At 29.4% G+C, this 26,899-nt stretch carries 27 protein-coding genes and 2 pseudogenes; 25 read left to right on the top strand and 4 right to left on the bottom strand.

The features are described from left to right. Window positions 1-211: 211 nt before the first annotated feature. From MPTP_RS05955 to MPTP_RS09115, 4 genes are all read left to right on the top strand, one after another. Window positions 212-832 carry an ABC-2 family transporter protein gene (locus tag MPTP_RS05955; protein ID WP_231849677.1) on the top strand — a complete coding sequence of 207 codons (621 nt, stop codon included), beginning with the start codon at window positions 212-214 and terminating at the stop codon, window positions 830-832. Window positions 833-1,019: 187 nt separating this feature from the next. Then, window positions 1,020-1,817: an ABC transporter permease gene (locus MPTP_RS05950; RefSeq protein WP_013774197.1), complete on the top strand. Its 798-nt coding sequence runs from the start codon at window positions 1,020-1,022 to the stop codon at window positions 1,815-1,817. 17 nt (window positions 1,818-1,834) lie between these two features. Further along, entirely contained in the window at window positions 1,835-2,278 is a 444-nt protein-coding gene (locus MPTP_RS09120) for an ATP-binding cassette domain-containing protein (protein ID WP_013774196.1), read from the top strand. 108 nt (window positions 2,279-2,386) lie between these two features. Further along, the gene (locus MPTP_RS09115; RefSeq protein WP_013774195.1) at window positions 2,387-2,770 is read left to right on the top strand and encodes an ABC transporter; all 384 of its coding nucleotides are present in this window, start codon (window positions 2,387-2,389) and stop codon (window positions 2,768-2,770) included. Window positions 2,771-3,248: 478 nt separating this feature from the next. On the opposite strand, the gene MPTP_RS05940 is transcribed toward MPTP_RS09115, so the two are convergent. Continuing rightward, window positions 3,249-3,737, bottom strand: coding sequence for a hypothetical protein (locus MPTP_RS05940; protein ID WP_231849631.1), 489 nt, complete (start codon window positions 3,735-3,737; stop codon window positions 3,249-3,251). Between the two features lie 290 nt (window positions 3,738-4,027). Between MPTP_RS05940 and MPTP_RS05935 the strand changes: the two genes are divergently transcribed. The 8 genes and pseudogenes from MPTP_RS05935 to MPTP_RS05900 all read left to right on the top strand — a co-directional run bounded on the left by MPTP_RS05935 (window position 4,028) and on the right by MPTP_RS05900 (window position 13,325). Beyond that, window positions 4,028-4,687 (top strand): helix-turn-helix domain-containing protein, encoded by a 660-nt coding sequence (locus tag MPTP_RS05935; RefSeq protein WP_013774193.1) that lies wholly within the window; start codon window positions 4,028-4,030, stop codon window positions 4,685-4,687. 1,104 nt (window positions 4,688-5,791) lie between these two features. Next, window positions 5,792-6,484 (top strand): response regulator YycF, encoded by a 693-nt coding sequence (gene yycF / locus MPTP_RS05930; RefSeq protein WP_041363485.1) that lies wholly within the window; start codon window positions 5,792-5,794, stop codon window positions 6,482-6,484. A 7-nt stretch (window positions 6,485-6,491) separates the two neighbouring features. Beyond that, window positions 6,492-8,318, top strand: coding sequence for a cell wall metabolism sensor histidine kinase WalK (gene walK / locus MPTP_RS05925; RefSeq protein WP_013774191.1), 1,827 nt, complete (start codon window positions 6,492-6,494; stop codon window positions 8,316-8,318). Further along, on the top strand, window positions 8,315-9,634 hold the full coding sequence (locus MPTP_RS05920; protein WP_013774190.1) for a YycH family regulatory protein: 1,320 nt from the start codon (window positions 8,315-8,317) through the stop codon (window positions 9,632-9,634). Before walK ends, MPTP_RS05920 begins: the two co-directional genes overlap by 4 nt. Further along, the gene (locus MPTP_RS05915) at window positions 9,635-10,474 is read left to right on the top strand and encodes a two-component system regulatory protein YycI (RefSeq protein WP_013774189.1); all 840 of its coding nucleotides are present in this window, start codon (window positions 9,635-9,637) and stop codon (window positions 10,472-10,474) included. A gap of 51 nt (window positions 10,475-10,525) precedes the next feature. Next, window positions 10,526-11,332: an MBL fold metallo-hydrolase gene (locus MPTP_RS05910; protein ID WP_013774188.1), complete on the top strand. Its 807-nt coding sequence runs from the start codon at window positions 10,526-10,528 to the stop codon at window positions 11,330-11,332. A gap of 204 nt (window positions 11,333-11,536) precedes the next feature. After that, window positions 11,537-12,460, top strand: a pseudogene (locus MPTP_RS05905) (permease). A gap of 15 nt (window positions 12,461-12,475) precedes the next feature. Further along, window positions 12,476-13,325: pseudogene (locus MPTP_RS05900) on the top strand (TIGR03943 family putative permease subunit). Window positions 13,326-13,496: 171 nt separating this feature from the next. Here MPTP_RS05900 and MPTP_RS05895 read toward each other — a convergent pair. Then, the gene (locus MPTP_RS05895; protein ID WP_013774185.1) at window positions 13,497-13,976 is read right to left on the bottom strand and encodes a threonine/serine exporter family protein; all 480 of its coding nucleotides are present in this window, start codon (window positions 13,974-13,976) and stop codon (window positions 13,497-13,499) included. Between the two features lie 15 nt (window positions 13,977-13,991). Then, window positions 13,992-14,744 carry a threonine/serine exporter family protein gene (locus tag MPTP_RS05890; protein ID WP_013774184.1) on the bottom strand — a complete coding sequence of 251 codons (753 nt, stop codon included), beginning with the start codon at window positions 14,742-14,744 and terminating at the stop codon, window positions 13,992-13,994. Window positions 14,745-15,101: 357 nt separating this feature from the next. Between MPTP_RS05890 and MPTP_RS05885 the strand changes: the two genes are divergently transcribed. The 12 genes from MPTP_RS05885 to MPTP_RS05830 all read left to right on the top strand — a co-directional run bounded on the left by MPTP_RS05885 (window position 15,102) and on the right by MPTP_RS05830 (window position 24,844). Next, window positions 15,102-15,368 carry an IreB family regulatory phosphoprotein gene (locus MPTP_RS05885; RefSeq protein ID WP_013774183.1) on the top strand — a complete coding sequence of 89 codons (267 nt, stop codon included), beginning with the start codon at window positions 15,102-15,104 and terminating at the stop codon, window positions 15,366-15,368. Beyond that, entirely contained in the window at window positions 15,368-15,799 is a 432-nt protein-coding gene (ruvX, locus tag MPTP_RS05880; RefSeq protein WP_041363249.1) for a Holliday junction resolvase RuvX, read from the top strand. Before MPTP_RS05885 ends, ruvX begins: the two co-directional genes overlap by 1 nt. A 47-nt stretch (window positions 15,800-15,846) precedes the next feature. Further along, window positions 15,847-16,149, top strand: coding sequence for a DUF1292 domain-containing protein (locus tag MPTP_RS05875; protein ID WP_013774181.1), 303 nt, complete (start codon window positions 15,847-15,849; stop codon window positions 16,147-16,149). 422 nt (window positions 16,150-16,571) lie between these two features. Next, complete coding sequence (locus MPTP_RS05870; RefSeq protein WP_231849630.1) at window positions 16,572-17,609, top strand: LacI family DNA-binding transcriptional regulator; 1,038 nt, start codon at window positions 16,572-16,574, stop codon at window positions 17,607-17,609. A gap of 59 nt (window positions 17,610-17,668) precedes the next feature. Next, window positions 17,669-17,980, top strand: a complete 312-nt coding sequence (locus MPTP_RS05865; RefSeq protein ID WP_013774179.1) for a PTS sugar transporter subunit IIB — start codon at window positions 17,669-17,671, stop codon at window positions 17,978-17,980. 72 nt (window positions 17,981-18,052) lie between these two features. Continuing rightward, window positions 18,053-18,409: a PTS transporter subunit EIIC gene (locus tag MPTP_RS10235; protein ID WP_013774178.1), complete on the top strand. Its 357-nt coding sequence runs from the start codon at window positions 18,053-18,055 to the stop codon at window positions 18,407-18,409. Continuing rightward, window positions 18,387-19,388, top strand: coding sequence for a PTS sugar transporter subunit IIC (locus MPTP_RS05855; RefSeq protein ID WP_013774177.1), 1,002 nt, complete (start codon window positions 18,387-18,389; stop codon window positions 19,386-19,388). Before MPTP_RS10235 ends, MPTP_RS05855 begins: the two co-directional genes overlap by 23 nt. Window positions 19,389-19,402: 14 nt before the next feature. Beyond that, window positions 19,403-20,494, top strand: a complete 1,092-nt coding sequence (locus MPTP_RS05850; protein WP_013774176.1) for a DUF871 domain-containing protein — start codon at window positions 19,403-19,405, stop codon at window positions 20,492-20,494. Between the two features lies 1 nt (window position 20,495). Next, the gene (locus MPTP_RS05845) at window positions 20,496-22,520 is read left to right on the top strand and encodes an alpha-amylase family protein (RefSeq protein WP_013774175.1); all 2,025 of its coding nucleotides are present in this window, start codon (window positions 20,496-20,498) and stop codon (window positions 22,518-22,520) included. Between the two features lie 14 nt (window positions 22,521-22,534). Beyond that, window positions 22,535-22,870, top strand: a complete 336-nt coding sequence (locus tag MPTP_RS05840) for a PTS lactose/cellobiose transporter subunit IIA (RefSeq protein ID WP_013774174.1) — start codon at window positions 22,535-22,537, stop codon at window positions 22,868-22,870. A gap of 420 nt (window positions 22,871-23,290) precedes the next feature. Further along, a complete protein-coding gene (locus MPTP_RS05835; protein WP_013774173.1) occupies window positions 23,291-23,614 on the top strand; it encodes a DMT family transporter in 324 nt (107 codons plus the stop codon). A gap of 384 nt (window positions 23,615-23,998) precedes the next feature. Further along, a complete protein-coding gene (locus MPTP_RS05830; protein ID WP_013774172.1) occupies window positions 23,999-24,844 on the top strand; it encodes a helix-turn-helix domain-containing protein in 846 nt (281 codons plus the stop codon). Window positions 24,845-25,099: 255 nt separating this feature from the next. Here the strand turns inward: MPTP_RS05830 and rnhC are convergent, their stop codons facing one another. Beyond that, the gene (rnhC, locus tag MPTP_RS05825; protein WP_013774171.1) at window positions 25,100-26,029 is read right to left on the bottom strand and encodes a ribonuclease HIII; all 930 of its coding nucleotides are present in this window, start codon (window positions 26,027-26,029) and stop codon (window positions 25,100-25,102) included. Between the two features lie 389 nt (window positions 26,030-26,418). Between rnhC and rimP the strand changes: the two genes are divergently transcribed. Beyond that, window positions 26,419-26,892, top strand: a complete 474-nt coding sequence (rimP, locus tag MPTP_RS05820) for a ribosome maturation factor RimP (protein WP_013774170.1) — start codon at window positions 26,419-26,421, stop codon at window positions 26,890-26,892. Window positions 26,893-26,899 lie beyond the last annotated feature (7 nt).

Genomic DNA, 26,899 nt, shown 5'->3' with positions numbered 1-26,899 from the left:
AGTTAATATTTTTAGAAATGATGAGTCGTTCAATCCTATTATGCTAGTAATAATATTGGGAAAGAAGAATGTAAGTCCTTAGAATTGCCTAGTTACTCTAATTTGATAGCATTTTCTAAAAATAATGCTCATTTATTTTCAATCTGAAATGATAAGAAAGATTAATTAAACTTATACAAAAAGAAATTAGGAGGAGTAAATTTTGGTTATAATGAGTCAAGTCATTAAGGAATTTAAAATTTCAAAATATTTTATGTTTGGAATTATTTCAGGAATTGTTATACAATTATTTTTTGCAACATTCAAAATAGTTACTCTGAATGCCTTTGTTAGTGGAAATGAAGCTGCTTCGCCAATGAATACATCTCAAACCGCTTTATACGTATGGGTAACACAAATGTTGTTTGCAATCGTTCCGTGGAATGTAAATGGTAAAGACTTTGATAGCATTAGAACTGGTTCAATTGCTTCAGAACTAATCAGACCAATTGGTCTATTTAAACTGATTTTCGTCAAAACAATTTCTTGGAGAATGGTAAGTTTTTTAACAAGAGCAATTCCTATCTTCTTTATTGCTTTCATACTAATTCATCTACTGAGTTTAGATGAATTAATCATCCAACTTCCAACCTTTGGCTATTTTTTAATGTTTCTTATAAGTGTTACTTTTTCATTAATTCTAAGTACATTAATTACTGTTCTCCTGTATAGTTTAGCCTTTTTTTTTACTTCAATTTCCAATTTTATTGGGGCAATCAGCTCCCTTGCTTTTGTATTATCTGGAATGATTATTCCATTAGCCTTTTATCCTAAACAATTATTATTTTTTTAGAGCATCAACCCTTTAAATTTATTGTTGATACTCCAGCTTTAATATTTAATGAGTCTTATACGATTCATGATTCTATCCGCCAATTGATCATGCAAGTAATTTGGATTGTTGTTTTATTATTTATTACTAATTTAGTCTATCAAAAGGTAGAAAATAAAATTGAAATTAATGGGGGGTAGGAATTAAATTGTCTGTTATTAAATATTTTGTTTTATTAAAAATGGTTTTCAAATCAAATTGGCAATATAAAACCAATTTTCTGATAGGGCTATTAAATCAACTATTTGTGATATTATTTGAATTTATTGGAATGCTCTCATTATTTAGTAAATTTGGAACGTTAAGCGACTGGTCTGTTACTGAAACGTTTCTCCTTTATGGCATTGTGAATTTCTCGTTCTCATTTTCAGAAGTTTTTTTTAGAGGCTTTGAATCGAATATTCAGGATTTAATTAGGGGAGGACAATATGACCGTTATCTATTAAGGCCTTATTCGACATTATTACAAATATCTGCCTTTAATTTCCAGCCAGTTCGATTTGGAAGATTGCTATTAGCAACGGTTGTATTATTAACAGGAGCTTTCTGGAATATTTCATCAACCAATGCAGTCATGATTTTATTCTATCTTCCTTTTGTTGTCCTTTGTGGGTGTTTTTTATATAGTGGTATTTATATTTTAGTTGGTTCATTAACTTTTATTTTTAGTCAATATATCGAGTTTACAAGTATTTTTGTACAAGGCAGCGTTTCATTAATGCAATATCCTAAGAGTGTATTTCCTAGATTCATTCAAACTTTTTTTACTTATATTCTTCCCGTTTCTCTTATCTCTTTTTATCCGGTGAGTTTACTACTTGGAAAATATAATAATGAAAGGATGTATTTTTATTTAGTGAGTCCACTTATTGGTATTCTTTTTTTTGTGATGGCCTATTTTGTATTTAAAATACTGGAAAAACATTACTCATCATCTGGAAATTAAAAAGGGAGTTGATTTAATTGAGTTATATTGAAGTGAAACAATTTAATAAAGTATTTACTAGGAAGAAAAACAGAAGGACAGAAACGATTGAAGCATTGCGAGATATTTCTTTTTCTATAGAAAGAGGAGAAATTCTTGGCTATTTAGGAGTAAACGGTGCAGGTAAAAGCACAACAATTAAAATATTAGCTGGAATTATTAAACCAACGAATGGATCAGCGACTGTTTCAAGTATTGAACCTTATAAAAATAGAAAGTCTTATGTAAAGGATATTGGTGTTATGTTTGGGCAGCGTTCACAATTAGAATGGGATTTGCCAGCAATGGATACTTATTTAATGTTAAAAATGATTTACGATATTCCTACAAAACAATTTTGGGATACATTTGAGGTCTTATCCAAATTGTTAGAACTTAATGGTATTGAACAAGTTCCAGTCAGACAATTGAGTCTTGGGTAAAAAGCGAAATGTGAACTAGTTACAACGTTTATTCATAATCCATCTTTAGTTTTTTTAGATGAGCCAACAATTGGTTTAGATATAAAGGCAAAAGAAAGTATTCATCATGTGATCGAAAAAATTAATAGAGAATTTGGAACAACCATTTTTATTACTTCACACGATTTATCAGACATTGAAAAAGTGGCAAAAAGGATCATCATAATTAACAAAGGGGAACTTTATTACGATGGATCTATAGAAAATCTTCTTAGTACATCAGGGAAGACTCATGAAATTTTGATTGAGATAAAAAGTGATTCAAACTTAATTTTAGAGTCCAATTACAATATTGAAATGATAGATGAAACCAATTATAAAGTTACTTTACAGAGCAAAGAGGACTTTGTAAATGTCATTAAGCAAATAGTAAAAAAAAATGAAATAGTAAATTTAAAAATAAATGAAGCAACATTGGAAAATGTTTTGATTGAATTGTACAATACATTTTAATTTTATAAGGTGATAGTGATAATAATGACGATTAAAATAAATAATTTATATTTTTTTAAAGTTAGATAATGTTCAGGTCCCTATAGTAAGATCTCTGATGCTTGGTTCATACATTTGTTTACCAAAAACATTTTACTCATGACCGGAATTCACTATGTTTAAAACACACGATGTATTCCAGACATCAGCTTAATTGAATGGCTAAACCTTTATAAAGAATTACTTGAACTACATTAATTAAGTACCAAGGAAAGCCATAGTAAAAAGCATGTAAATAAAATGATCATATATGATGTACCGGTTCGACTTAGTTCGCCGATATACTTGATACATCAACATATAATTAGCATTGATGTTTTTTTGTTTTTGAAAAATAGGAGAACTCCATTTTTCTGAATATTTATTGAAGACAGAAATTGGAAGATTTAGTATTTTCCAATCTCTAATGTAAAAAATTCAATATGAATTAAATAATACGTTATATGTCTTTTAAATAGTCTGATGCCATTTTATTTAACATATCGATTATTGATATAGGAAGTTTAGTATTTTTATTATAATTGCCAATCTCAGTTTCCTTGGAAAAAATTATATTAGGAATATCTGCTTCATGAATTAAACTACATCTAATTTTTTTATATATCATTTCTTCATAGCTTATATGTTTGTTGGAAAATTCATCATAGATCATTATTAAGGAAGCTTGAATTCCAGGAAAGCCAATAGAGCAATAAGTAGAAAAATTAGATTTAATAAAAGCTATAAATTTTTTTGAATCTAATTTTTCTTTAGGATATTTATAATTGGCACAGGCAGAGATAGCAATACAAGATAAAGCTAAAGCTTCATGATATTTCCTTTGTTTTTTAATTCTTTTGATGTATTTATAAACTGTTTTAAGGTAATTATGTTGATTGTTTGAGACATTTGTTGATCTCCCTAATTGTTTTATAATATATTTTATCATGTTTATATAAATATTAATAATCATTATAAAAATTTAGATACATACTTTAACTTATAAGCAATTGCTAAAATATTAACCAGTTTAAATGATATAGTTTTTTAATTTAGATGTGTAGTAGAATTGTCCTAAATAAATTTAAATAGATGCTTTATAAGAAATATACATTATTTTGAAGCATTCTATAAATGTTGTTATATCAGCATTCTACAAATTATAGAATGCTTTTTTGTATATTTAGGTAGGTAAAAAACAATCTGTGATATAAACTAAAAATAGAAAGGAGAATTGAGATGGAATTGAGTGTACAGTTAAAATCATGGAGAAATAAGAATGGATGGACACAAAAAGATTTGGCTGAAAAATTAAATGTATCGGATAAAACAATATCTAGTTGGGAAACAGGAAGAACCTATCCAGATATCTCGATGTTACTCAATTTGAGTGAACTATTTAATATTTCTTTGGATGAATTCATGAGAGGAGATTCAAAAATGATCAAAAAAATTGATAAAGATTTAAAATTAACAAAGACCTATAAATTGTTTCTAATTATAGGAGTAACTCTAATCCTTTGTATAGCTTTTTTTTTGAATTTATATCAAGGAAGAAATGAATGGATCGATCGATTTAATCCATTTATGGATATGAAACTTGTCTATGCAACATTACCACCAACTGTAACTTATAATCATGGAAAGGAATACAAAGAAGGCAGCAAGTCACCACAAGTCCCTGATCCATATACAAATATCTGGGTTGCAGATGATCCTTTTGGAGAAGGGATGAAACTAACCTTTAAAGGTGGACAATCCCCAGAAGGAAAAAACTATGCTCTTGTACAACATAAAGGCGCCTACGTTCGAAGAATATCCTTTGTTTCTTGGCAATCTATACCGGGTATATACAGAGATATCATGAGTGAAAAATATATGAAACTTCCAGAAGAGTAAAATCATAATAAGAATTTATTAACATTAATATGTGTATAATAGATATTATTTTTAGCAAGGCAGGTATTCACAATAGAAATGAATAGATAAAATTGATATAAAAGACAAAATGAGGTATTCGTAATGATGGTTGATGGACACGAAATGCTAAATTTTTTGAGGAAGCTTGATCCTATAGATTTACACTTGGTTAAAGGAAATTTTAAACATAAATAATGGAAAGATGAGTAGCAGATTAGATTATTTCAATGAGGATTATGTTTTCATATATTATACGTTCTTTTCTCATTATTCTGTATAATTGAATCAAAAGCATGTATATATGAACAATATAGAAGTCGTATTAATCAATTAAGTTATAAATAAACCATTGAGTTAAACAAACTTAGATAAAAAATAAGTAATCAACAAGGTAGACTATAGACGAGATAGAATAAATTTATTTTTGCCTGTTTAGCAATACATATTTATAAATATGCATTGCTAAACAGGCAATTTATTTGTTCATTTAAAAATAATAATACCTTGATGAAAAAATCAAGTATTATTGCACAATTGTTGCTAAAGAAGACAATATAGCAAAATAGCAAACATATCTATAAAATTATAAGTTGATTTATAATTACTTTGAAAATAGGAATCAATAGAACTTGATTCAAATTAAGAGTAATATTGGCAAGGATTGAAGTCGAATCAGCATAATGATCACTCACTGTAGGATTTTAATTCCCGTACATTTGCTTGTTCTACTATCCAGCATTACTTCTTACTTAAGGCGAGGAACAAGATTCGAACTGGCAATTTTATTAGGATAATCGTAATACAATAAATTGATTGTTTTAATTCATTTATTCAGAGTATATTCTTTAATTTTTATTAAGGTGCTTATTTCTATTTATCTTTATTGATAATTATTTTTATAATAGAATGAAGTTATTTATCTTACTCTTTTCTTACTCTTTTATGAATGAATTTTTTAAAGATGAAAGAATTAAGAAAGTAATGTATAATAAGAAAGTATAAGATTTATTATAATTATGCAGAAGATTAACTACATTTATTCTAAAAATGACAATTAAAAGAGGTGTCTCTTAATGAAAAAAAATCTTGGTTGTAGATGATGAAAAGCCAATTTCTGAAATTGTAAAATATAATTTAGTTAAAGAAGGCTATGAAGTATATACGGCATTTGATGGAGAAGAAGCTTTAGAAAAAGTAACCGAAGTAGAACCCGATTTAGTTTTATTGGATTTAATGTTACCTAAAATGGATGGATTAGAGGTAGCAAGAGAAATCAGAAAAACATACAATATGCCAATTATTATGGTAACAGCTAAGGATTCTGAAATTGATAAAGTATTAGGATTAGAGCTTGGTGCTGATGATTATGTAACAAAACCCTTTTCTAATCGTGAGTTGGTGGCACGTGTCAAAGCAAACTTACGAAGAGAAGCATCAAGTGTTAAAGAGGAAGCAGGGAATCAATCCGAATTGACAATTGGAGATTTAACGATTCATCCAGATGCCTATATGGTATCAAAAGCAGGTGAAAATATTGAGTTAACACATCGTGAATTTGAATTGCTTTATTATTTGGCTAGGCATTTAGGCCAAGTGATGACAAGAGAGCACCTTTTACAAACTGTTTGGGGTTATGACTATTTTGGAGATGTTCGAACGGTGGATGTTACGGTTAGACGTTTGCGTGAGAAGATAGAAGATAGTCCAAGCCATCCAGGTTACTTGGTTACCCGTAGAGGTGTTGGCTACTATCTTAGAAATCCTGAACAGGAGTAAGGAATTTATGAAAAAAGTTCAATTTTTTCGATCGGTAAATTTTAAAATTGCGCTGTCATTTTTCTTGATTCTATTGATTGCAATTGAAATTATTGGTGGTTATTTTATTCGTGGGTTAGAAACAACAACAATCAGTGATTTCAAAAAAAATATTGATGTCCAGGTCACACAATTGGCAAATTCATTAAGTACACAAATGAATGTTAAAGGGGAAAATCGAACAGAGATTGATGCTATGTTAAAAAAGACTTTAACAAATTTGTCTACAAATGAGATTATTGAAGCACGTGTGGTTGACGATAAAGGAATTATTCGAGCAACAAATGATAATAATCAACAAGGAAATATTGGTCAAAAAAATGATTATCGAGACTTAAATGACTTCTCTAATAAAAAATATGTAGCTTTAGATAATAACAAAAGAGTATATATTAATGTACAACCGATTCAGTCTCCGACTGGCGAAACAGTCATCGGAGTTCTTTTTGTGAAAAGTAATTTAGAAAGTAAGTATCAAGAAATCACGAATACAGCAAGTATTTTTTTTACTGCTTCAATTATTGCTGGAATTATTTCTGTTGTAATTACACTATTGATTTCACGTTCAATTACTAAACCAATCGGTGAAATGAAAGAACAGGCGCTTAGAATTTCTCGTGGTGATTACAGTGGCAAAGTTCAGATTTATGGAAAAGATGAATTAGGGCAATTGGCAGAAACATTTAATCAGTTATCTGAACGAGTAGAGGAAACTCAGGAAACCATGGAAGCAGAAAGAAACCGGCTAAATAGTGTTCTCTCGCATATGACAGATGGAGTTATTGCTACCGATCGACGTGGAAAGATTTTAACAATCAACGAAATGGCTTTATCTTTATTAGATGTTAAAACAGAAGAGGCAATCGGGACTTTTATTTTAACCTTATTGGATATTGAGGCAGATTATAATTTAAGAAAATTACTGGAAGCACCGAATGAATTATTAATTGATCGTTCTGTTTCTAATAAGAATGATGAACAACTCATTATTCGTGCTGATTTTACAATGATTCGAAGAGAATCTGGATTTATCACTGGCATTGTTTGTGTCCTACATGATGTAACTGAACAAGAAAAAAATGAACGTGAACGACGTGAATTTGTTTCAAACGTTTCTCACGAATTACGAACACCATTAACGAGTATGCATAGCTATATTGAAGCATTAAGTGAGGGTGCTTGGAAAAATCCAGAAGTTGCTCCAGACTTTTTAAAAGTAACCTTGGAAGAAACGGATCGAATGATTCGAATGATTAATGATTTATTAAATCTTTCCAGAATGGATTCTGGTACTTCAGAATTACAATTAGAATATGTTAATTTCAACGAATTGGTTAATTTTGTACTTGATCGTTTCGATATGATGTTAGATAAGGAAAAAAAGAACTATACCATTGATCGAGAATTTACCCGAAGAGATTTATGGTTAGAAATTGATACGGATAAAATTATTCAGGTATTAGACAATATTTTGAACAATGCAATCAAATATTCTCCTGATGGTGGTAAAATTACTTGCCGTCTGTTAGAAACACATAATAATGCTGTTTTTAGTGTTACCGACCAAGGATTAGGCATTCCTAAAAAAGATATCGCTAAGGTGTTTGATCGTTTTTATCGGGTGGATAAAGCAAGAGCTAGAAAACAAGGCGGTACTGGTCTCGGGCTTGCTATTTCAAAAGAGGTGATCCGAGCACATAATGGTTTTATCTGGGTAGAGAGTGAAGAAGGAAAGGGATCAACATTTTATATTTCTTTACCTTATGAGCCTTTTGAGGAGGATTGGTGGGAATGAAAAAATTAAGCATGTTTATTATTCGTATTGGATTAATTTTATTGATTTTATTAAGTATCTATCTATCAGCTGCGATTTGGCTAAGTTCTTCTCAAAAGGAAAAGGAAACGACAAAAAATGAACAACAATTGCTATCTTCATTCAACGAACGAACACATACAGAAACATTTTTACCTCTACAGTTAGTCAAAATAGAAAATAAAGAAGCTAAAATTGCCAAAAACGTCAATTTAATTACCCATGTGCAAAATGAAATAAAAAAAGGAAAATTTAGTAAATTAACACAAATTGTTAATGGAAATAGTGAACAATTTAAGAAATATCTGTCTATTGATCAAGGGATTGAATTGTGCTATGAAGGTCCGTTTTCATTAACGGAATATATTTCAATTTATGGATTAAATATGGCCAATAATGCTATTCTTAATCAGAAAGATGCCTATTTTACGCGTATCCAACTAGATTTTAATGAAAACAAAATACGTTTTTTTGACTTTAATACAAAGCAAATTTATCAAGCTACCTTTACAATAGATAAAGAGCGTTTAATGAATAATTTAAATAAAGAAGGAATTTTATATCAAGAGGCCGTTGATAAAAGTTTATTAATCAATAATCAATTTTTTATTAAAAAAGAGCTCAAGATGAAAAAATATAGCTATATTTTAGGTTCTCAACCGGTTGCTCGCTTTCAAACAGCATTTTTTAATAATCCAAAAGAAATACATACCAATGGAAATAGTAAGGATGCTTCGTACGTTAGCAACGATGAAAGTCTGTTTTTTAATGAAGAATTGGGGACTATTCTTTTTCACGGGAAATCACCTATAAAAGAGGATGGTACATACAATATCTATTCGGAAAGCTTTGCTTACATTAAAGGTTTAGGAACAAGTATGGGAAATTTACGTTACTTTGATAATCAACAATCAACCATTAACTATCGAACCTTTATTGAAGGGTTTCCTGTATTCAGTAAAGATAATAAAGGTCAGGTAAATATGACGATTCATGATGAGCCAAATGAGAATCAATTAAATACAATGATTAATACCAGTATAGATACCATTCAAATTCCAATTCCTTCAGAAGAGGAAGAAGTTTTGAAAAATACGTATCATTTATTTGATGAATTATTAAAAGCAGGTGCCAAGAAAGAAAAGATTGGTTCTATGATTGTTGGCTACACTTGGCAGAATATTGAGGAAACCAAACAAGTCGTAGATCTTACGCCTGAATGGTATATCTGTTATAACAAAAGCTGGTACTCAGAACAAAAACTAATAAGACAGCTTCCTGAATTAGAGGTGAAATAATTGGATTTTAGACGAATTGAATGGATTTTTTTTGTTGTTTTTCTAGGTTTAGACTTGTTTCTTTTTGGTATTTATCATGAAGGCATCAAAAATGGCACACAAGTTTCTCGAACTGATCGAACTGAAACGATTGAACACCGATTGAAAAAAGATAATATCACTTATAAAGGCAAACTTTCCACTAAAAAACAAACAGGTTACTATTTAGGTGCAGAACAAACAAATTTTAAAGAACTAACTAATGAGAAAAATTTACCTAAAACAGTGAACACTATTGAGGATAATTTATTAATTGGGACTCCTTTAAAGAATTTTTTTATTGATGAAAAAAATGTTAAAAATAGTTTAAAACCTTTTTTAAAAGATAGTACAATCATTTTAAATGGTTTAGAATATGTCTATCTTCCTGATTTCTCTGTATTCAAAAAAGATACTGCTGAATTAATAGCTTCTCAACAATATAAAAAAATTCCATTTTATGACGATACAGCTCAATTAACAATTTCACTTGAGAAGACAGATGATTTAATGAAAATTTCTAAATATAGTCAAATGCATACCGACAAAATTGAAGAGTTACGTGATAAAGTAGAATTATATTCTAAAAAAGAAATAATTGAAAATCTTTATATGAATAATAAAATTCCAAATAATACACAACTTACTTTTATAAAACTGGCTTATTCAAAAATCTACAAAATACATGAAAAAAATGTATATGTACCTGTTTGGTTTGTGGGTATAAAAACCAGTGATGGGAACTTACAAGTTGAACATATCAATGCTATCAGTAATACGATTATAACAAATAATAGTATTCCAAAAGTTGAAAATCATTAAAACCAGGTAATGATTAATCATTATTTTAGTTAGGAAAGGAAAAAACTGATAATGACGTCAGAAAATGCATTTCATATAAGCATTCTAGCAAGTGGAAGTACAGGAAATTCCCTTTTTATTGAAACAAAAAAGAAAAAAATACTTGTTGATGTTGGTTTAAGTGGAAAAAAAATTACCAATTTACTCGCAGAAATTGGTCGTAAACCAGAAGAATTAGATGCTATTTTTGTAACACATGAACATCGTGATCATATTCATGGCTTAGGTGTTATGGCTAGAAAATACCAACTGGATATTTATGCGAATGAAAAAACCTGGGAAGCAATGAATCCACTTATAGGGATAATACCTACTGAGCAGAAACAACTGTTTGAAATGGGAAAAGTAATGACCTTTGGAGATATGGATATTGAAAGTTTTGGGGTTTCTCACGATGCAATTGCACCGCAATTTTATTGTTTTCATAAGGAAAATCACTCATTTGTTATGTTGACAGATACAGGTTATTGTAGTGATCATATACGTGGGTTGATCCGTAATGCAGATGCTTATTTGATGGAAACAAATCATGAAGTTGAAATGTTGCGAGCTGGTCCTTATCCATGGCATTTAAAGCAACGTATTTTAAGTGATAAAGGGCACCTATCTAATGAAGAAGGTGCACTTGTAATGGCTGATGTGATTGGTGATAAGACAAAACAAATCTATCTGGGACATCTAAGCAAAAAAAATAATACAAAGTTTAATGCACGTTTAACCATGGAATCTATTTTAAAAACAAAAGACTTAGGTGTTAATGAAGATTTTAAAATTTATGATACTGATCCAGAGCATCCAACTGAATTATTTACACTTTAAGTAACTCTAGGAAAAATTAAACAAGTAAAACAATTGGCTTGCTAAGTAGAAACTAAATAATAATGTATTTCAATTATTTCTGAGCTCACTCTATCGATTGAATTTATTAATAGATTATATGCTTTTTTGCTAAAAGTAAATTATATTTAAAAAATAAAAACTTAAATAAAATGTTATTCGTTAAATTTTGAAAGGGGAGAGTAAATGTTTAATTCTTTACCACATTCTATACTGCAAATGAGCATGATTTTCCTTTCAATTGTTATTTAAGCTTTGCCTTTTGTCATTTTAGGATGTATTATTTCTGGTAGTTTGCAACCATTTTTAACGCCAGAAAGAATAAAAAAAATATTGCCTAAAAACAAAATTTTATCTATTTGTGTTGGTGGCAGTTTAGGACTATTTTTTCCATCTTGCGAATGTGGAATTGTTCCGATTGTTAATCAATTTATAAAAAAAGGCGTACCAAGTTACACAGCTTTTGCTTTTATGCTAACTGCTCCAATCATTAATCCAATCGTTTTATTCTCTACTTATATTGCTTTCAATAATTCGCTGTATTATGTTTTCTTACAAGCTTTTTGAAGTATGTTTGTTGCTTTGTTAATCGGACTTTGGCTTGCTTATATACATAAAGATACAATTCTAACTCAAAAGTTGGCTGTAGAAAACTTTGGTAATTCAACATCATGTAAAATAGGAATAGCTAAGAATGAACATAAAAAAGTATCTTTTAAGCAAAATCTTTGGTCAATGCTGGTTCATAGCTTAGATGAATTTTTTGATACAGGGCGTTATCTAATTATCGGCTCTTTTCTGGCAGCACTTATGCAGACTTATTTACCAACTGCTGCTATTATGCAACTGGGTAAAACAAAATTCCTAGCCATTGTCATTATGTTAATAATTGCTGTGACATTATCTCTTTGTTCAGAGGCCGATGCGTTTATCAGTTCTTCGTTGTTAGGTCTTTTTGGAACCGCTCCGGTAATTGCCTTTTTGGTGTTTGGACCAATGGTAGATATTAAGAATCTTTTAATGATGAAACGATATATGAAAACCTCATTCACAATAAAATTTGTTGCGTTAGCTGCCCTTTTTGTTTCAGCTTACGCTTACCTTATTTAGAAAGGAAGCATGTTTATGATTCGATTTCTAATTTTAATTGGTTATATGGGACTCATGATGTATTTACAAATTACAAGTGAGTTAAATCAATATATTAATGTTCACTATAAATATTTGGCTACTTTATCGATGTTTTTAGCATTCATTTTAGCTATTGTTCAGTTGATTGTTTGGAATCAACAGGACACACAAAAAGAATTATCGTCAGATGAAACTTCTCATCATTTGCATTGCCATGGAACAGCCAAAAAATATTCCTATCTAATGGCCTATTTTTTGCTTGTAATGCCACTTGTTGTTGGCTATTTTTTCCCAACGGTTAGTCTGGATACGACAATTGTTGAAGCAAAAGGTTTTAATTTTCCATTAAGTCAAGAAGCAACAGCAAAATATGCGGACATTCAAATTCAATATTTAAAGCCAGACACCAGTATTTTTTTCAATAAAGATGTTTATAATCAACAAATGAAAAAAATTTAGAAAAATATAAAAAAAGAAAGAAATAATGATTACTGATGAGAATTATTTGGAAATAATGGAATTAATTTATAACTATCCAAGTGAATTTGCTGGAAAGATAATATCTTATACAGGATTTGTTTTTAATTCTTCAAAAAATTTAACTTCATCTGTTTTTGTTTTTCGTTTTGGCATTATTCATTGTATTGCTGATTCCGGTGTATATGGATTATTAAACCATTTACCGAATAACCAACAGTTCAAAAATAACACATGGATAAAAGCAAAAGGGCAAATTCATTTTGAGTACTATCCACCTTTACGAAGAGATCTACCTACTTTGGAAGTTATGGAAACTCAGGTGATAAAAAAACCAGCGAACCAATATGTTTATCGGAAATATTGATCTGTGGATTAATATATAGAAACATAAAAAAGGATTAAGCAATACTTTGCTTAATCCTTTACTTAATTATACATTAAAAATAACTGTAGTCTGTTTTTTATATAAAATGCTGAATCAATTTGGTTTAATGAATAACATTTTAATATAAATAATCGTACATAAGAGAAATACTCAGAATTTCTTTTTTTTATGCAAATTTTTTTTATCTTTCTCTTTCTTTTGTTTAAAATTACGAATATTATGATTAAATACCTCGGATAAAAAAAGCCCTAAGACGATTGCACCACCTACCATAAAAGCCTGGGTAGCGGCATGAATAGCTATTTGATAATTTCCTGTAACTAAGTTACGAACCGTTTGATAAGATAAATATCCAGGTACTAAAGCAAACATCCCAGGTATATTAAATATGGTCACTGGCAGTTTATAATACTTTGAGAAAAAATCACTCAGTAATGCAACAATAATTGAACCGGCCAACGCGCTTATAACAGCATTAACACCTAATTGTTTTAAATACCAATAAACTAGCCAACCAGCCATTCCAGTTAGTCCACATCCAATAAGAGAACGCCTTGGCACGTTAACCATGATAGCAAAGGCGACAGAGGCAATAAAACTAAAAGTAATTTCAATCAGGATAATGGTCATTTTAAATTGCCCTCTCTAATAAAAAAATTGAAAATTAATCGCCACACCAAGCCCAATAGCAAAAGCAATCATTGCTGCTTCAGCACCTCTAGAAACGCCAGATAAATAATGTCCTGCTACAAGATCTCTGATGGAATTTGTAATTTGACCGCCAGGTACTAAAGGCATAATACAGCCAATAATAATCATGTCTTGATTACTGCCAAAATTCAATTTTACACATAAGATAGTAGCAGCACTAATAAAAAGTGAAGCAATAAACTCAGGTAAAAAATTAATATGTAAAATTTTAGAACTATAGTGATAAATAGTATAACTAAAATATCCGATCAGAAAAGTTATGGGACAATCACTCAGCTTACCGCCAAACAACACCATAATGGTAGCGCTTAGTATAGCTGCACAAAAAATAATTAATTGTAGTGAAAAAGATGCTTTTTTATCTTCCAATTTTTTAAGTTTATTTAATAATTCTTCTAAGGAAAAATTTCCAGCTGAGTAATTTCTTGATAAATCATTAACTTTAGAAATGGATTCAAGATCAATTGTTCGGTGTAAAATTTTTGCCATTTTCATTGATGAAGTATTATCAAAACCAACAAATAAACCCGTTTGTGTAACAAAACTTACTAGATGGTTATTTCCAGATGTTATAGCAATCCTTTCCATTGTATTCTCTATACGATACATTTCTGCATTATTTTCAATCATAATTTTACCAGCTAGCAGACAAGTTTCTAAAATTAATTCATTTTTTTCATCAAGCATCCTTACACTTCCAATCTATGATCTTGGTTAGAAAAATTTGATTCAATCATTATGTTATTTACTATAAAAGATAGGTGAATGAATTACTTATAGGACATATACTTTTAAAAGGGAAAATAAAATGAAGAATGAAAATAATTTAGAGTAAAATATCTTACTATATTTTATGTATCATAATAATAAAAAAAACCAATATTACAAGAGATAAGTGATAACTTTGAAGAAAGTGGCAAGGTTCTATTAGAATAAGCAGATGGAAATAAAATAAAAAAGAAAGAATAACAAAAATTGTTTGTAGTTTAGGTCTTTTTTTAGTAAAATGAATATGTATAAATAAAAAGGAGTGAGGTGTAGCTGATGGGTTTTACAGATGAAACTGTTCGCTTTGATTTTAGTGACAATAAAAAGAAAGAATTAAATGAAATACTTACAACAGTCTACCAATCTTTAGAGGAAAAAGGATACAATCCAATTAACCAAATAGTAGGTTATTTACTTTCTGGAGACCCGGCCTACATTCCTCGTTATCAAAATGCTCGTAATCTAATTCGTCGTTATGAAAGAGATGAACTTTTAGATGAGCTTGTTAAATATTATTTATCTAATAATGGAACGATTGTTTAATGAGAATAATGGGATTAGATGTCGGCTCAAAGACAGTTGGAGTGGCTGTTAGCGACCTATTAGGTTGGACGGCTCAGGGAATTGAAATTATTCGTATTAATGAGGAAAAGGGACAATTTGGTTTTGATCGATTAGAAGAATTAGCTGAGGAATATGAAATTACAAAATTTGTGATTGGGCTACCTAAAAATATGAACAATTCAATTGGACCAAGAGCAGAAGCTTCCTTAGCTTTTGGTGAAAAACTTCAGGAATTATTCCAGCTACCAGTTGTTTATCAAGATGAACGTTTGACAACAGTTCAAGCAGAGCGTATGCTTATAGAACAGGCAGATACATCTAGAGCAAAAAGAAAAAAAGTAATCGATAAATTGGCAGCTGTAATGATTTTACAAAATTACTTAGATAGTCAGAAGCATCGTGCCAACTAGGTTATTTCGCTTATAGCACTATTAATGGATAAAGGAGTGTGTCACCAATGACAGAACCTATCGAAAATAACGACAATCATGAACATATTACATTAGTTGATGAACAAGGGAACGAAACACTATATGAAATTCTTTTAACCATTGATGGTCAAGAAGAATTTGGAAGAAATTATGTTTTACTTTATCCAGCCTGTGTTTCTGGAGAAGAAGATGTTGAATTACAGGCTTATGCATATACTGAAAATGAAGAAGGCACAGAAGGCGAATTACAACAGATTGAAACAGACGAAGAATGGGATATGATTGAAGAAGTTTTCAACACATTCATGGATGATGAAGAAGAAAAATAAATTAAAAAATGGCTGTAACACTTGATGAAAGTGTTACAGCCATTTTTTTGATTTGGTAATTTTGTATATAGAGGTAGTCGTAAAAAATATTGTTATAAGACTAATAATAGGTAGTTGTCTAATAGTTGATGTTCAGTATACTAACTAAGTATGTCATAAAATGTTAAAAATAAAAAAAACATAAAAATTAATAAACAAAAATAGAACAGTAGTATATTGTTTTACCTATTTTTCTATAATAAATAAGATGATTACTTGAATTTTAGTTGTTATATTTAAAATAAGGATTTTTGGTAAAAAATTCATTAAATAGAAAAAAATTACAGACAAAATGAATTTAAAACTTTCATTTAATAATTGCTATATTCAAATCCATCTTTTACAATTTTGTTAAAAGATGGATTTTTTATAGCTCTTAAAAAATGAAGAATAAAATCGGAGGGATGAGATTGGTAACTATTCGAGAAGTGGCAAAAGAGGCCGATGTTTCTATTGGTACAGTTTCAAGATATTTAAATGGCCATCAATTAAAACAAAAAAATCAAACAAATATTAAAAAAGCCATTAAAAAATTAGGTTATAAAGAGAATATTATTGCCAAGGGCTTAAAAAATAATCGAAGCTTATCAATTGGTGTTTTAGTTAATTCTTTTACAGATATTTTCGCAATGTCAATTGTTTCCTACTTAGAGAACTATCTCGAAAAGTATAATTATAGTTTGTTACTATGCGATTACCAAAATAATAACAAACGACTTAAAGAAAAATTAGCATTTTTAGAAAATCGTTTTGTAGATGGAATGGTAATTTTTCCTTTAGACAAAAATTTAGATTGTTTAAAACAATCAATAGCTAAACATATAGCTATTGTTGCTGTAGATGCACCCATTAAAACGATTAAAACAGATACCGTACTGGTTGATAATTATGATGCTTCTTATGAAGTTGTAGAGAAGTTATTTAAATTTGGTCATAAAAAAATTGGTATTATAGCTGGAAAAACAGATCGTTTTATCGGACGTAAGCGCTTAGCCGGTTATATTGATAGCATGAAAAATAAAAATATTTATAATGAAAAGTTAATAGCTGTAGGGAATTATACAAAAGAATCTGGTTATATAAAAACAAAACAATTAATAGAGAGGAACCAGCTGACGGCTCTTTATTCCACAAATTATTATATGACTATTGGAGCAATTCAGGCATTAATAGAAGAAAACTATTCAATACCTAAAGATATTTCACTCATTGGGTTCGATCATTTTGGATTAAGTAATATTATGCAATCTAAATTAACAGCAGTCGAACAACCTATTGAAGAAATAGGCTTAACGATTGGCAAACTGATTTTAAAACAGATTAATCATTCTACATTAGATCAACCACTAACAATTGAATTAAAAACAAAATTGGTATGGAGAGATTCAGTAAGAGAGTTAAAAAAAGATCTTGCAAATTAAACGTTTGCAAATTATAATTATTTTATAAAATTAAAACGGTTTAATTGGAGGAAGTAAAAATGAAAGTATTATTAGCTTGTGGTGGTGGCATGAGTTCTTCGATTTTAGCAGAAAATTTAATCGCAGAAGCTAAAAAAAATGGAAATAATGATTTTATCATGGAAGCAACTGGGACAGAAGAAGTAGGATTGAAGATGCAGCAAGAAGAGTGGGATGCATTATTATTGGCTCCACAGGTAAGTTTCAGGAAAGCTCATTTGCAAAAAGAAGCGGATGCTAGAAATATCCCTCTAATTCCAATTGAAGGAATCTTGTATACGCCAATGGGAGTTCCTGATTTATATAAGTTAATTCAAAAAGAAGTGCTTTAATTGCCTATACATTCACAATTATTATCATTGCTAACAAAAATTAAAACGGTTCAAAAATAAAAGGAGGTCCAAATGGAAACACAAAACAAAAAATTTGATTTTACTAAAGTTGTAAATGTTATGGGAAGTATTGCCGATAATAGATATCTAACGGCTATTCGCAATGGAATGAGTGTTATTATTCCTGTAACAATTATTGGTTCCATTTTTGTTATTGCATTAAATTTACCGATTGATGCTTGGAAGGATTTTATTGCACCCTTTTCAGATAGTTTAAAAATTCCAATGAACTTTACAATGGATTTCATGTCTGTTTATGTTTGTATTGGTATTGCTTCTAGTTTATGTAATGATTATAAAATTGATAAAGTATCTACAAGTGTTTTGTCTGTCTTAGCTTTTCTAATTGCTACGATCACTAACTATTGATGATAAACTAGCAACAAAAGCAGGAATTCATGTAAGTGGTACTGTACTACCTCTAGGAAATTTTGGTGCCAGCGGTCTATTTACAGCAATTGTAGCTTCAATCTTTACTGTTGAAGTTGTTCGGTTTTGTTTAAAGAAAAATATCGTTATAAAAATGCCAAATGTTGTCCCAACCTCTGTTATTCATTCATTTGCAGCACTTATTCCTGGGGCTATTGTAATTATTACAACTTTTGTAATTAAAATTGGACTAAAGTTAGATATTAATAGTATTTTACAATGGATTTTTTCACCGATTCGTTATTTTGCTGGAGATAATATTTTATCAGTCATTGTACCTATTTTATTGATTACAATTGTTTGGATTTTTGGTATTCATGGCATGGTGATTGCAACACCTATATTATATCCATTTTGGTATGAAAATTTAAACGTAAATACAACTGCAGCAGCAGCTGGTAAGGTTATACCTCATCTAATGACCGGACAATTCTTTCAATGGTTTATTTGGATTGGTGGGGCAGGCGCAACCTTGTCTTTAGCTTTATTAATGGCATTCTTAGGAAAATCAGAATTTTGCAAAAAAATGGGACGTTTCACCTTTATTCCAGGAATTTTTAATATTAATGAACCATTGATCTTTGGTGTACCCATTGTTATGAATCCCTTTTTTGCAATCCCGTTTATTGCCGCACCAATTATGATGGGAATCATTACTTATTTGGCCATGGGCGTCTTTCACCTAGTAAATTATCCTATTGCCATTGCACCTTGGACATTGCCAGCTCCTTTAGTTGCTATGATGGCCACTGGATTTGATTGGAGGGCGGCAGTTTTAGCAATGGTTAATATTATGGTTTCCTGTGTCATTTATTTACCTTTCTTTAAGGCATTTGACAAGAGCATGGTAGAAAAAGAATTAAAAGCAAAAGAAGAAGAAAAAATTAATCTAGGAAATAGTGTGACACAACCAGTGTAGAAGGTAGGAAAAACATGTTAGGAATTTCAATTTATCCTTATAAAGAAAATGAAGAAGAAACAATGGCTTATATAGAATTGGCAGCAAAATATGGTTATCAGAGAGTATTTACCAATTTGTTAATGACCGAACCTGGAAAAGAGAAAGCAGTAATTGCTAAAATGAAAAAAGCGATTGCTTGTGCTAGAAAATTTAATATGGAAGTCATTCTTGATGTAAATCCAGCTGTATTTGATCAGTTAGGTATAAGTTATCAAAATTTAGCACCATTTAAAGAGATGGGAGCAACTGGACTACGGTTAGATATGACTTTTGACGGCTTGGTAGAATCCCTTATGACATTTGATCAAACAAATTTGGACTTAGAAATAAATATCAGTAATGATACTGCCTATTTAGAAAATATTTTATCTTATCAGCCGGATAAAAAACGAATCATTGGGTGTCACAATTTTTATCCACAACGTTTTACAGGGTTAGATTATGATTATTTTGTCAAATGTTCTAAAAAATATAAAGCTTTAGGATTAAAAACAGCGGCCTTTGTAAATTCACAGGTAGCAGATCATGGTCCTCATGTATATACAGATGGTTTATGTACCGTAGAGATGCATCGTGATTGGCCAATCGTTCTACAAGCAAAACATCTTTTTGCAACTGGATTGATTGATGACGTTATTATTGCTAATGCCTATGCAAGTGAAGCAGAATTGAAAGCAATGAGTGAAGTGAATAGTGAACAAATTGAATTTAACGTGGAATTCACTTCAACTGTCACTCCACTTGAAAAAGAAATTGTTTTAGACAATCAACATTTAAATCGTGGAGACATTAATAGTTATAGTATTCGTTCAACATTTGTCAAACTAAAATATGCAGATCAAACAATTGAAATCAATCATCCTAAAGAACAATTAGCACTTGGAGATATTACTATTGGTAACAACTCTTTTGGTCAATATAAAGGTGAAGTGAATATTGTTAAACAACCAATGCCAAACCATAAGCATGAAAAGAATAATGTGGCTAAAATTATTGAAGAAGAATTATTTTTACTTTCCTATATTCATCCTTGGTCAAAATTTCGGTTTAAAGAGGTAGACTAATATGAATGCACTTCCTTATCGCCAAGTTCATCTAGATTTTCATACACCTAGACTTCCTTTTAAATTGGGTAAAAATTTTAATAAAGATATATTTCAAAAAACACTTAAACAAGCTTGTGTCAATTCAATTACGTTAACTGGTAGATGTCATCATGGTTATATTTATTATAAAACCGACTTGCCAGCAGAACATCCACAAATGGAAAATGATTTTTTAATGGAAGAGATAGACGCATGTCATGAAATAGGAATTAGAGCACCTATCTATTTGACCGTTGGTTGGGATGCTTTTTCTGCTGATCATCATCCAGAATGGTTAGAAAGAAAAAAAGACGGTAGTTTGTATGGCTTTGGAGATACCGATCAACTTTCACCTGATTGGAAAACGTTATGTTTCAATACTGCTTATCTTGATTATTTAAAAGAACAAATTATTGATACTATAAAACATTTTGGTAAAAAGCTTGATGGCTTATTTTTTGATATTGTTTGGCAGGATTCTTGTTATTGTTCTTGTTGTACAATGAAAATGATTGAGAAAAATTACGATATTTACAGTGAGAAGGCACGTGAAAGATTTGCAAAAGAAACAGAACAATTTTTAAAAGATGAAATTTATCAAACAATTCAATCTATCAATCCAACATGCCCAATTTTTTTTAACGAGGGAAATATTTTACCTACCATTCGTACAAATTTACATGAATACAGTCATTTAGAGATTGAATCATTACCAAGTGGCGAATGGGGATATCAACATTTTCCAACGGTCGTTCGATATGCCAAAAATCTTGGAAAAGAATATGTAGGTATGACGGGAAAATTTCATAAAGTGTGGGCAGATTTTGGTAGTTATAAGAATAAAGCTGCACTTGAATATGAAACCTTTCTAGCACTTGCTCATGGAGCTAAATGTTCAATTGGGGATCAAATGTATCCAGACGGTACCCTACAATTGGCTACCTATGATTTAATCGGTTCTGTTTATACCCAAGTTAAAGAAATAGAAAAGTATAATGATAACACCTTGCCTATTACAGAGCTAGCAATTGTCCATCCAGGTATTTGTCAAATTAGTGAAGAAAAGGTAGATCTGTCATTAGCCGGAGCTGTTAATATGCTAAATGAAGCACATTATCAGTTTGATATTATTGATGATCAAATGGATTGGCAAGCCTATAAAATGATTATTTTACCAGATAAAATTGTACTTAATGCTACATTAAAAAACAAATTAAGGACATTTCAAAATCAGGGTGGAAAAATACTTGCTTCATACCATAGTGGTCTTGATGAAACAAATCATTTCCCAGCTTCCTGGCAAATTGAATATATCGATGAGAATTCATTCATTTCAACCTATGGTACATATAAGGATCCAATAGCAAAAGTTTTACCAAAAGGTGAACTCGTATTGCATGGGAAAAGTGCATTGATTTGCTCAAAATCGAATGAAGTATTAGGAAAAGAAATCCATCCACTTTATCAAAGAAATTTTGAACACTATTATTCTCACTTTCAGGCACCTGCAAATAAAGAAAGTGCCTATCCGGTAACAATTAAAAACGATTCACTCGTCTATTTCACTCATCCTTTATTTGAAATGTACAAACTACATGGAATGAAGCCATACAAATCTTTAATAATAGCTGCTTTAGAGTATTTACTAAATGATCAAAAAGTAGTTAAAACAAACTTACCAGCGACAGCAGAAATCGTTTTAAACCATAAAAAAGAACAAAAACAGCTAATAATTAATATACTACATTATATTCCTGAAAGAAAAGCTGTTTTATTGGATACCATTGAAGAAGTAATTCCCTTAAAAGATAACCAAATCGAATTAAATTTAGAAAAAATTGGCGAGAGAACAAAAACAACTATTCAGGAAATAACAACGGTTAAATCAATCAGAAAGAAAGTGACCAATCTGCCTTTTCATCAGAAAAACGATGAAAATAACAAACTGTTTTTTAACATTCCTGAAATTAATGGCTATCAACTAATTACAATCAATTATAAATAAATGGAGCGGATATCATGGAAGGACTAGAATTATTATCATTTAATATTATTAGTAATATTGGCACAGCAAAATCAATGATTATGGAAAGTTTACAAAAATCTCGAACAGGTCAATTTGAAGAGGCACAACAACTTATCGAAGCTGCAAATGAATATTTAACCAAGGGAGAGAAAGAACACTTTAAAGTAATCACACAGGAAGCAAGAGAAAAGAATATTCAATTTACAATTTTGTTTATGCATGCAGAAGATCAATTAATGTCAACAGTTACCTTAATAGATATAGCTAAAGAACTATTAGAAATCAATCAGGATGTTTATTATCTAAAAAAACAAATGACTGTACAATAGTTTATTCAAATTTGTTTCGTATCAATTTGATTACTAGAAAAGTAATTTTAAACATTTATTTAATAAGATAATAATTTCAAAATTAATTAAAAAGGCTTTTTATCGAAAAAATAATATTTTAATGGTAAAAAAATATTAAAAATAATTTTAATTGTTATTTATTCATTATAACAATTAAAATTATTCTATTTTTCTAACAATTAAAATTATGTATTGATAAGATATTATTATTCATTATATTTAGAAGAAATAGTAGTTTATTTTTATTAGATATAATACATAAATTGAACAACCTGCATAGAGTAAAGCTAAATTTTTATATAAAGAAATTTAGCTTTTTTAATTGGAACATTGAATACTTTTAATTTTTGTTTATACTAAGTAGATAGAACTTAAATTACTAAGAGGGTTGGCGATAAATTGGGTTATTTGTATTTATTTATAGCAGTTATCTGTGAAATTCTTGGCACAAATTTGTTAAAAACAACAGATGGATTTACCAAGCCTTTGCAAGTTGCTGAATGTCTTATTTCCTATCTTTTTTGTTTTTATACACTTTCAAAAGCAATTACATTTATACCTTTAAGTGTAGCTTATGCTTCATGGGGAGCGATTGGTATTATCCTAATTACATTAATTTCTGTTCTTTATTGGAAAGAAAGTATTAATATCCCTACATTAATTGGACTGGCTTTCATTGTAATTGGAACTTTGTTAGTTAACCTATATGGTTCTGTAGATTAATCAATGATTTTCAAGTATTATAATTGTAATAACGTACAATATATCTAACGATTTTTGATGTAAAATTTTAAGAAAATTAATTATTTCTCTTAAATATAAAAGATTATCTGGATTTTATTATCTATAAATAAAATATTGACTTTTGTGTTGTTTATTGTAAAATGTATAATATGTTTTGTTAATCTACAAATAAAGTTGTTATTGTTATTTATTAGCTGTTTTAAATGATTTATTTTAAATGATAATTTATTAAAGAAATAGTAGAATGCTATTTATTTTTATTACTATTTTTTGCTTTTTGTAAAAATATAGGCGCTGAATTGTAATTTTTAAAACTATTTAAATAATCAAAAAATTTAATATACAGAACAGGAGAATTCTTAATTGAAAGTTGCAGGAGAAAAAATCAAAATAGCAAGAAAACAAAAAAAATTATCACAAGCAGAATTAGCTAAGGGAATCTGTACACAAGCAACAATTAGTAATATTGAAAATAAAAATGTTTGTGATAGTCTGGATATTTTCTCTTCTGTCTGTCTTCGACTTGATTTACAGGTGGAAGAATGTATTGAAGGATCTAATGAAAAAAAATTGGAAAGTCTTTTAAATAAAGTTGAACATTTATGCGATACTTTTAGACATGAAGAAGCCTATGAATTATTAAATGAATGTCCAGATGAAATTGATACGACTAACCGGATTTTAGAAACAAAGTTTTTTTACTATAAAGGTATTACTAGCTTATTAGGAAAAAAGAATACAAATGAGGCATTATTTTATTTACATCGTGGTTCAGAAATTGACAAAGATATCAATATTTACAATATTTTAAGTGTAAATTCAATTGGTATTTTGTATGAATTAGAAGATGATTTGGAAAAAGCAAAAGTTTACTATGATAAATCGTTACAACTACTCAATGACTTTAAGCAAGATTTCCCATTAGAACAATGTCGTATTTACTACAATACAGCAAAATTTTATTCTTTGATTAAGGACTATGAGAAAAGTATTGAATTAAGCCAAAAAGGAATCGATATTAATCGTGTTCATCATACAACCTATGTCTTGGATTGTTTATTATATGAAACAGCATTTAACAAACATATGTTAGGAAGCGATGCAGCAGAGGATTACCGTATTGCTTATTACTTTACACGCTTTTTCAGAAATGAAAACATTTTGAGTTATGTTGAAAAAGATATGAAAAATTTTGGTATTACTTATTAATTAAGTTAAAATGCAATCATAGAATAAGCAAAATTGAAACATTTCCATTTAGTTTGTTTAATTATTTAATATATTGTTCTTAATTGGTTTTTATTACATTATTAACAATTTGTTTTGTTAAAACAGTAAAATTTATAAATAAAAAACGAGGAATTTAACGGATTTACTAGCTTTAAATGATGAATTTTTATCTTTGTCTTTAAAGCTTGTTAAATTTCTTCGTCTTTTTTGTTATTCATAGATAAATAATAAGAATTATGATGAATGATTTAAATAGTTTATTGCCTTTTTTGTATTTTTAAAGTGTAATTTAGCATAATTTTTCAAAAGGTCCATTCCTCCTAATTTAAGAATTTTTGCAGCAATTTGATCGGATTGATCACCAGCTCCTGAAGGCAGGGAAAATCCTATAGTATTTGAAGCTTTGGTCAACTCTGCTAAAAAGGCTGCACGACTAATAATGGATGCAGCTGCAACAGATACATGATAGCTCTCTCCTTTTGTAGTGAAATAAATGGGAGCTTTTACCTGTCTCTGCTCAGATTGAACATAATTATAATAATTTTTGGGCGATGTAAATTGATCAATTAAAATAGCTTCTGGTTTAATTGGTGCTAATTTAGCCAAAAGTAAGGCAATTGCTTGATTGTGTAGAGCAACCTTCATATGTACAGCATTATAGGTTGTTTGAATTTGATTATATTTTTCTGGTGTTACTATTAATAATTTGAATGGAATCTTTTCTTTAAGCATTTCGGCTAATTGCATAATACGATTATCAGTTAGATTCTTAGAATCCTTAACACCAGCAGCTTTTAACATTTTGATGTTATCTTTAGCAACATAAGCGGCACAAACCGTTAATGGACCAAAATAACTACCATTACCTACCTCATCACTACCTAGTACTGATAAACCTGCTAAATTTTCCGGTAGTGAATCTTTGATTGAATCTTTCGATTGGTATAAATCTGAATGGGTAGAGGACTTCCAATAGGCAGCTTCCTTTTCTGCGTCTTCTCCTTGAAATAATACTTTACCTGATTGATAGGCAGTAATAGTTACATTCTTATATTTAGCTATGAATAATGTATAAGGTACCTTTTTGTCGATCAATTTTTTTGAATAAAAAGATTGCATTTTTGTTAATTCTTTTTTAGTTACTTTCATCACAACTTGACTCATAAATAGCCTCTTTTTCTTATCAAAGTTTAATTTATTAAATTATTTTATATTAAAATATTTATAGGATTACTCAATTGATTAGCTTGCTATGTATTATAAACCTATCCATCTATCTTATGATAATAAAATCGGTATAAAAAGTAAATTGAAATAAAATGAATTGGTTTTATTCATTTTCCAATTTGGGTTAAAATAGCAGTTTATGTGAGCATTTTAGGTGTCATATTGGATCTAAAGTTGAGTTTTTCTTAGAATTATGCTACACTTAGATTAATGTAATGATGGTAATGGTGAGTGAGCGGGTTTCTGCTCACTCTTTTTAATGGAAAAAGTGAATTCAAGTGAATTCAAGTGAATAAAAATCATTACTAGTTTAGGGGGTGAAGAGGTTGAGTAGTATTATAGAAACTGTTACAAAGCTAGTTACACCTATTTTGGAAAAACAACAGTTTGAACTAATTGATGTAGAATTTATAAAAGAAGGAAAAAGTTGGTATTTACGAGTATTTATTGATAAAAAAGGTGGAATTGACATTGAGGAATGTGCTTTTGTAAGTGAACAACTTAGCGAACAGTTAGATAGTCTTGAGCCAGACCCAATTCCGCAGGCTTATTTTTTAGAAGTCTCTTCTCCAGGAGCCGAACGACCATTAAAAAATGAACATGATTATTTCAATGCTATTGGTGAATATATCCATCTATCTCTTTATCAAGCAGTTGAAGGTATCAAACAATTTGAAGGTATTTTAGAAAGTATAGATGAAGAACAAGTAGTAATAGAAGTTAAAATTAAAACACAGCGAAAGAAGTATATAATTAATAGAAAGAATATTGCTAAAGCTCGTTTGGCGATCCAATTTTAAAGTCTAT

It is taken from the genome of Melissococcus plutonius ATCC 35311 (assembly GCF_000270185.1).
Taxonomy (GTDB): domain Bacteria; phylum Bacillota; class Bacilli; order Lactobacillales; family Enterococcaceae; genus Melissococcus; species Melissococcus plutonius.
The sequence above is the reverse complement of the archived record's forward strand: the minus strand, read 5'-3'. Positions and strand labels throughout refer to the sequence as shown.

Bases quoted from the DNA above. Each gene is read 5' to 3' on its own strand.
- MPTP_RS05875 (WP_013774181.1), top strand. From the start codon at position 15,847: ATGACAGAACCTATCGAAAATAACGACAATCATGAACATATTACATTA.
- MPTP_RS05885 (WP_013774183.1), top strand. From the start codon at position 15,102: ATGGGTTTTACAGATGAAACTGTTCGCTTTGATTTTAGTGACAATAAA.
- MPTP_RS05920 (WP_013774190.1), top strand. From the start codon at position 8,315: ATGAAAAAATTAAGCATGTTTATTATTCGTATTGGATTAATTTTATTG.
- MPTP_RS05845 (WP_013774175.1), top strand. From the start codon at position 20,496: ATGAATGCACTTCCTTATCGCCAAGTTCATCTAGATTTTCATACACCT.
- MPTP_RS05955 (WP_231849677.1), top strand. From the start codon at position 212: ATGAGTCAAGTCATTAAGGAATTTAAAATTTCAAAATATTTTATGTTT.
- MPTP_RS05865 (WP_013774179.1), top strand. From the start codon at position 17,669: ATGAAAGTATTATTAGCTTGTGGTGGTGGCATGAGTTCTTCGATTTTA.
- walK (WP_013774191.1), top strand. From the start codon at position 6,492: ATGAAAAAAGTTCAATTTTTTCGATCGGTAAATTTTAAAATTGCGCTG.
- MPTP_RS05935 (WP_013774193.1), top strand. From the start codon at position 4,028: ATGGAATTGAGTGTACAGTTAAAATCATGGAGAAATAAGAATGGATGG.
- MPTP_RS05895 (WP_013774185.1), bottom strand. From the start codon at position 13,976: ATGACCATTATCCTGATTGAAATTACTTTTAGTTTTATTGCCTCTGTC.
- MPTP_RS05910 (WP_013774188.1), top strand. From the start codon at position 10,526: ATGACGTCAGAAAATGCATTTCATATAAGCATTCTAGCAAGTGGAAGT.
- MPTP_RS05940 (WP_231849631.1), bottom strand. From the start codon at position 3,737: ATGATAAAATATATTATAAAACAATTAGGGAGATCAACAAATGTCTCA.
- ruvX (WP_041363249.1), top strand. From the start codon at position 15,368: ATGAGAATAATGGGATTAGATGTCGGCTCAAAGACAGTTGGAGTGGCT.
- rnhC (WP_013774171.1), bottom strand. From the start codon at position 26,029: ATGAGTCAAGTTGTGATGAAAGTAACTAAAAAAGAATTAACAAAAATG.
- MPTP_RS05870 (WP_231849630.1), top strand. From the start codon at position 16,572: ATGAAGAATAAAATCGGAGGGATGAGATTGGTAACTATTCGAGAAGTG.
- MPTP_RS05890 (WP_013774184.1), bottom strand. From the start codon at position 14,744: ATGCTTGATGAAAAAAATGAATTAATTTTAGAAACTTGTCTGCTAGCT.
- MPTP_RS05850 (WP_013774176.1), top strand. From the start codon at position 19,403: ATGTTAGGAATTTCAATTTATCCTTATAAAGAAAATGAAGAAGAAACA.
- MPTP_RS05840 (WP_013774174.1), top strand. From the start codon at position 22,535: ATGGAAGGACTAGAATTATTATCATTTAATATTATTAGTAATATTGGC.
- MPTP_RS10235 (WP_013774178.1), top strand. From the start codon at position 18,053: ATGGAAACACAAAACAAAAAATTTGATTTTACTAAAGTTGTAAATGTT.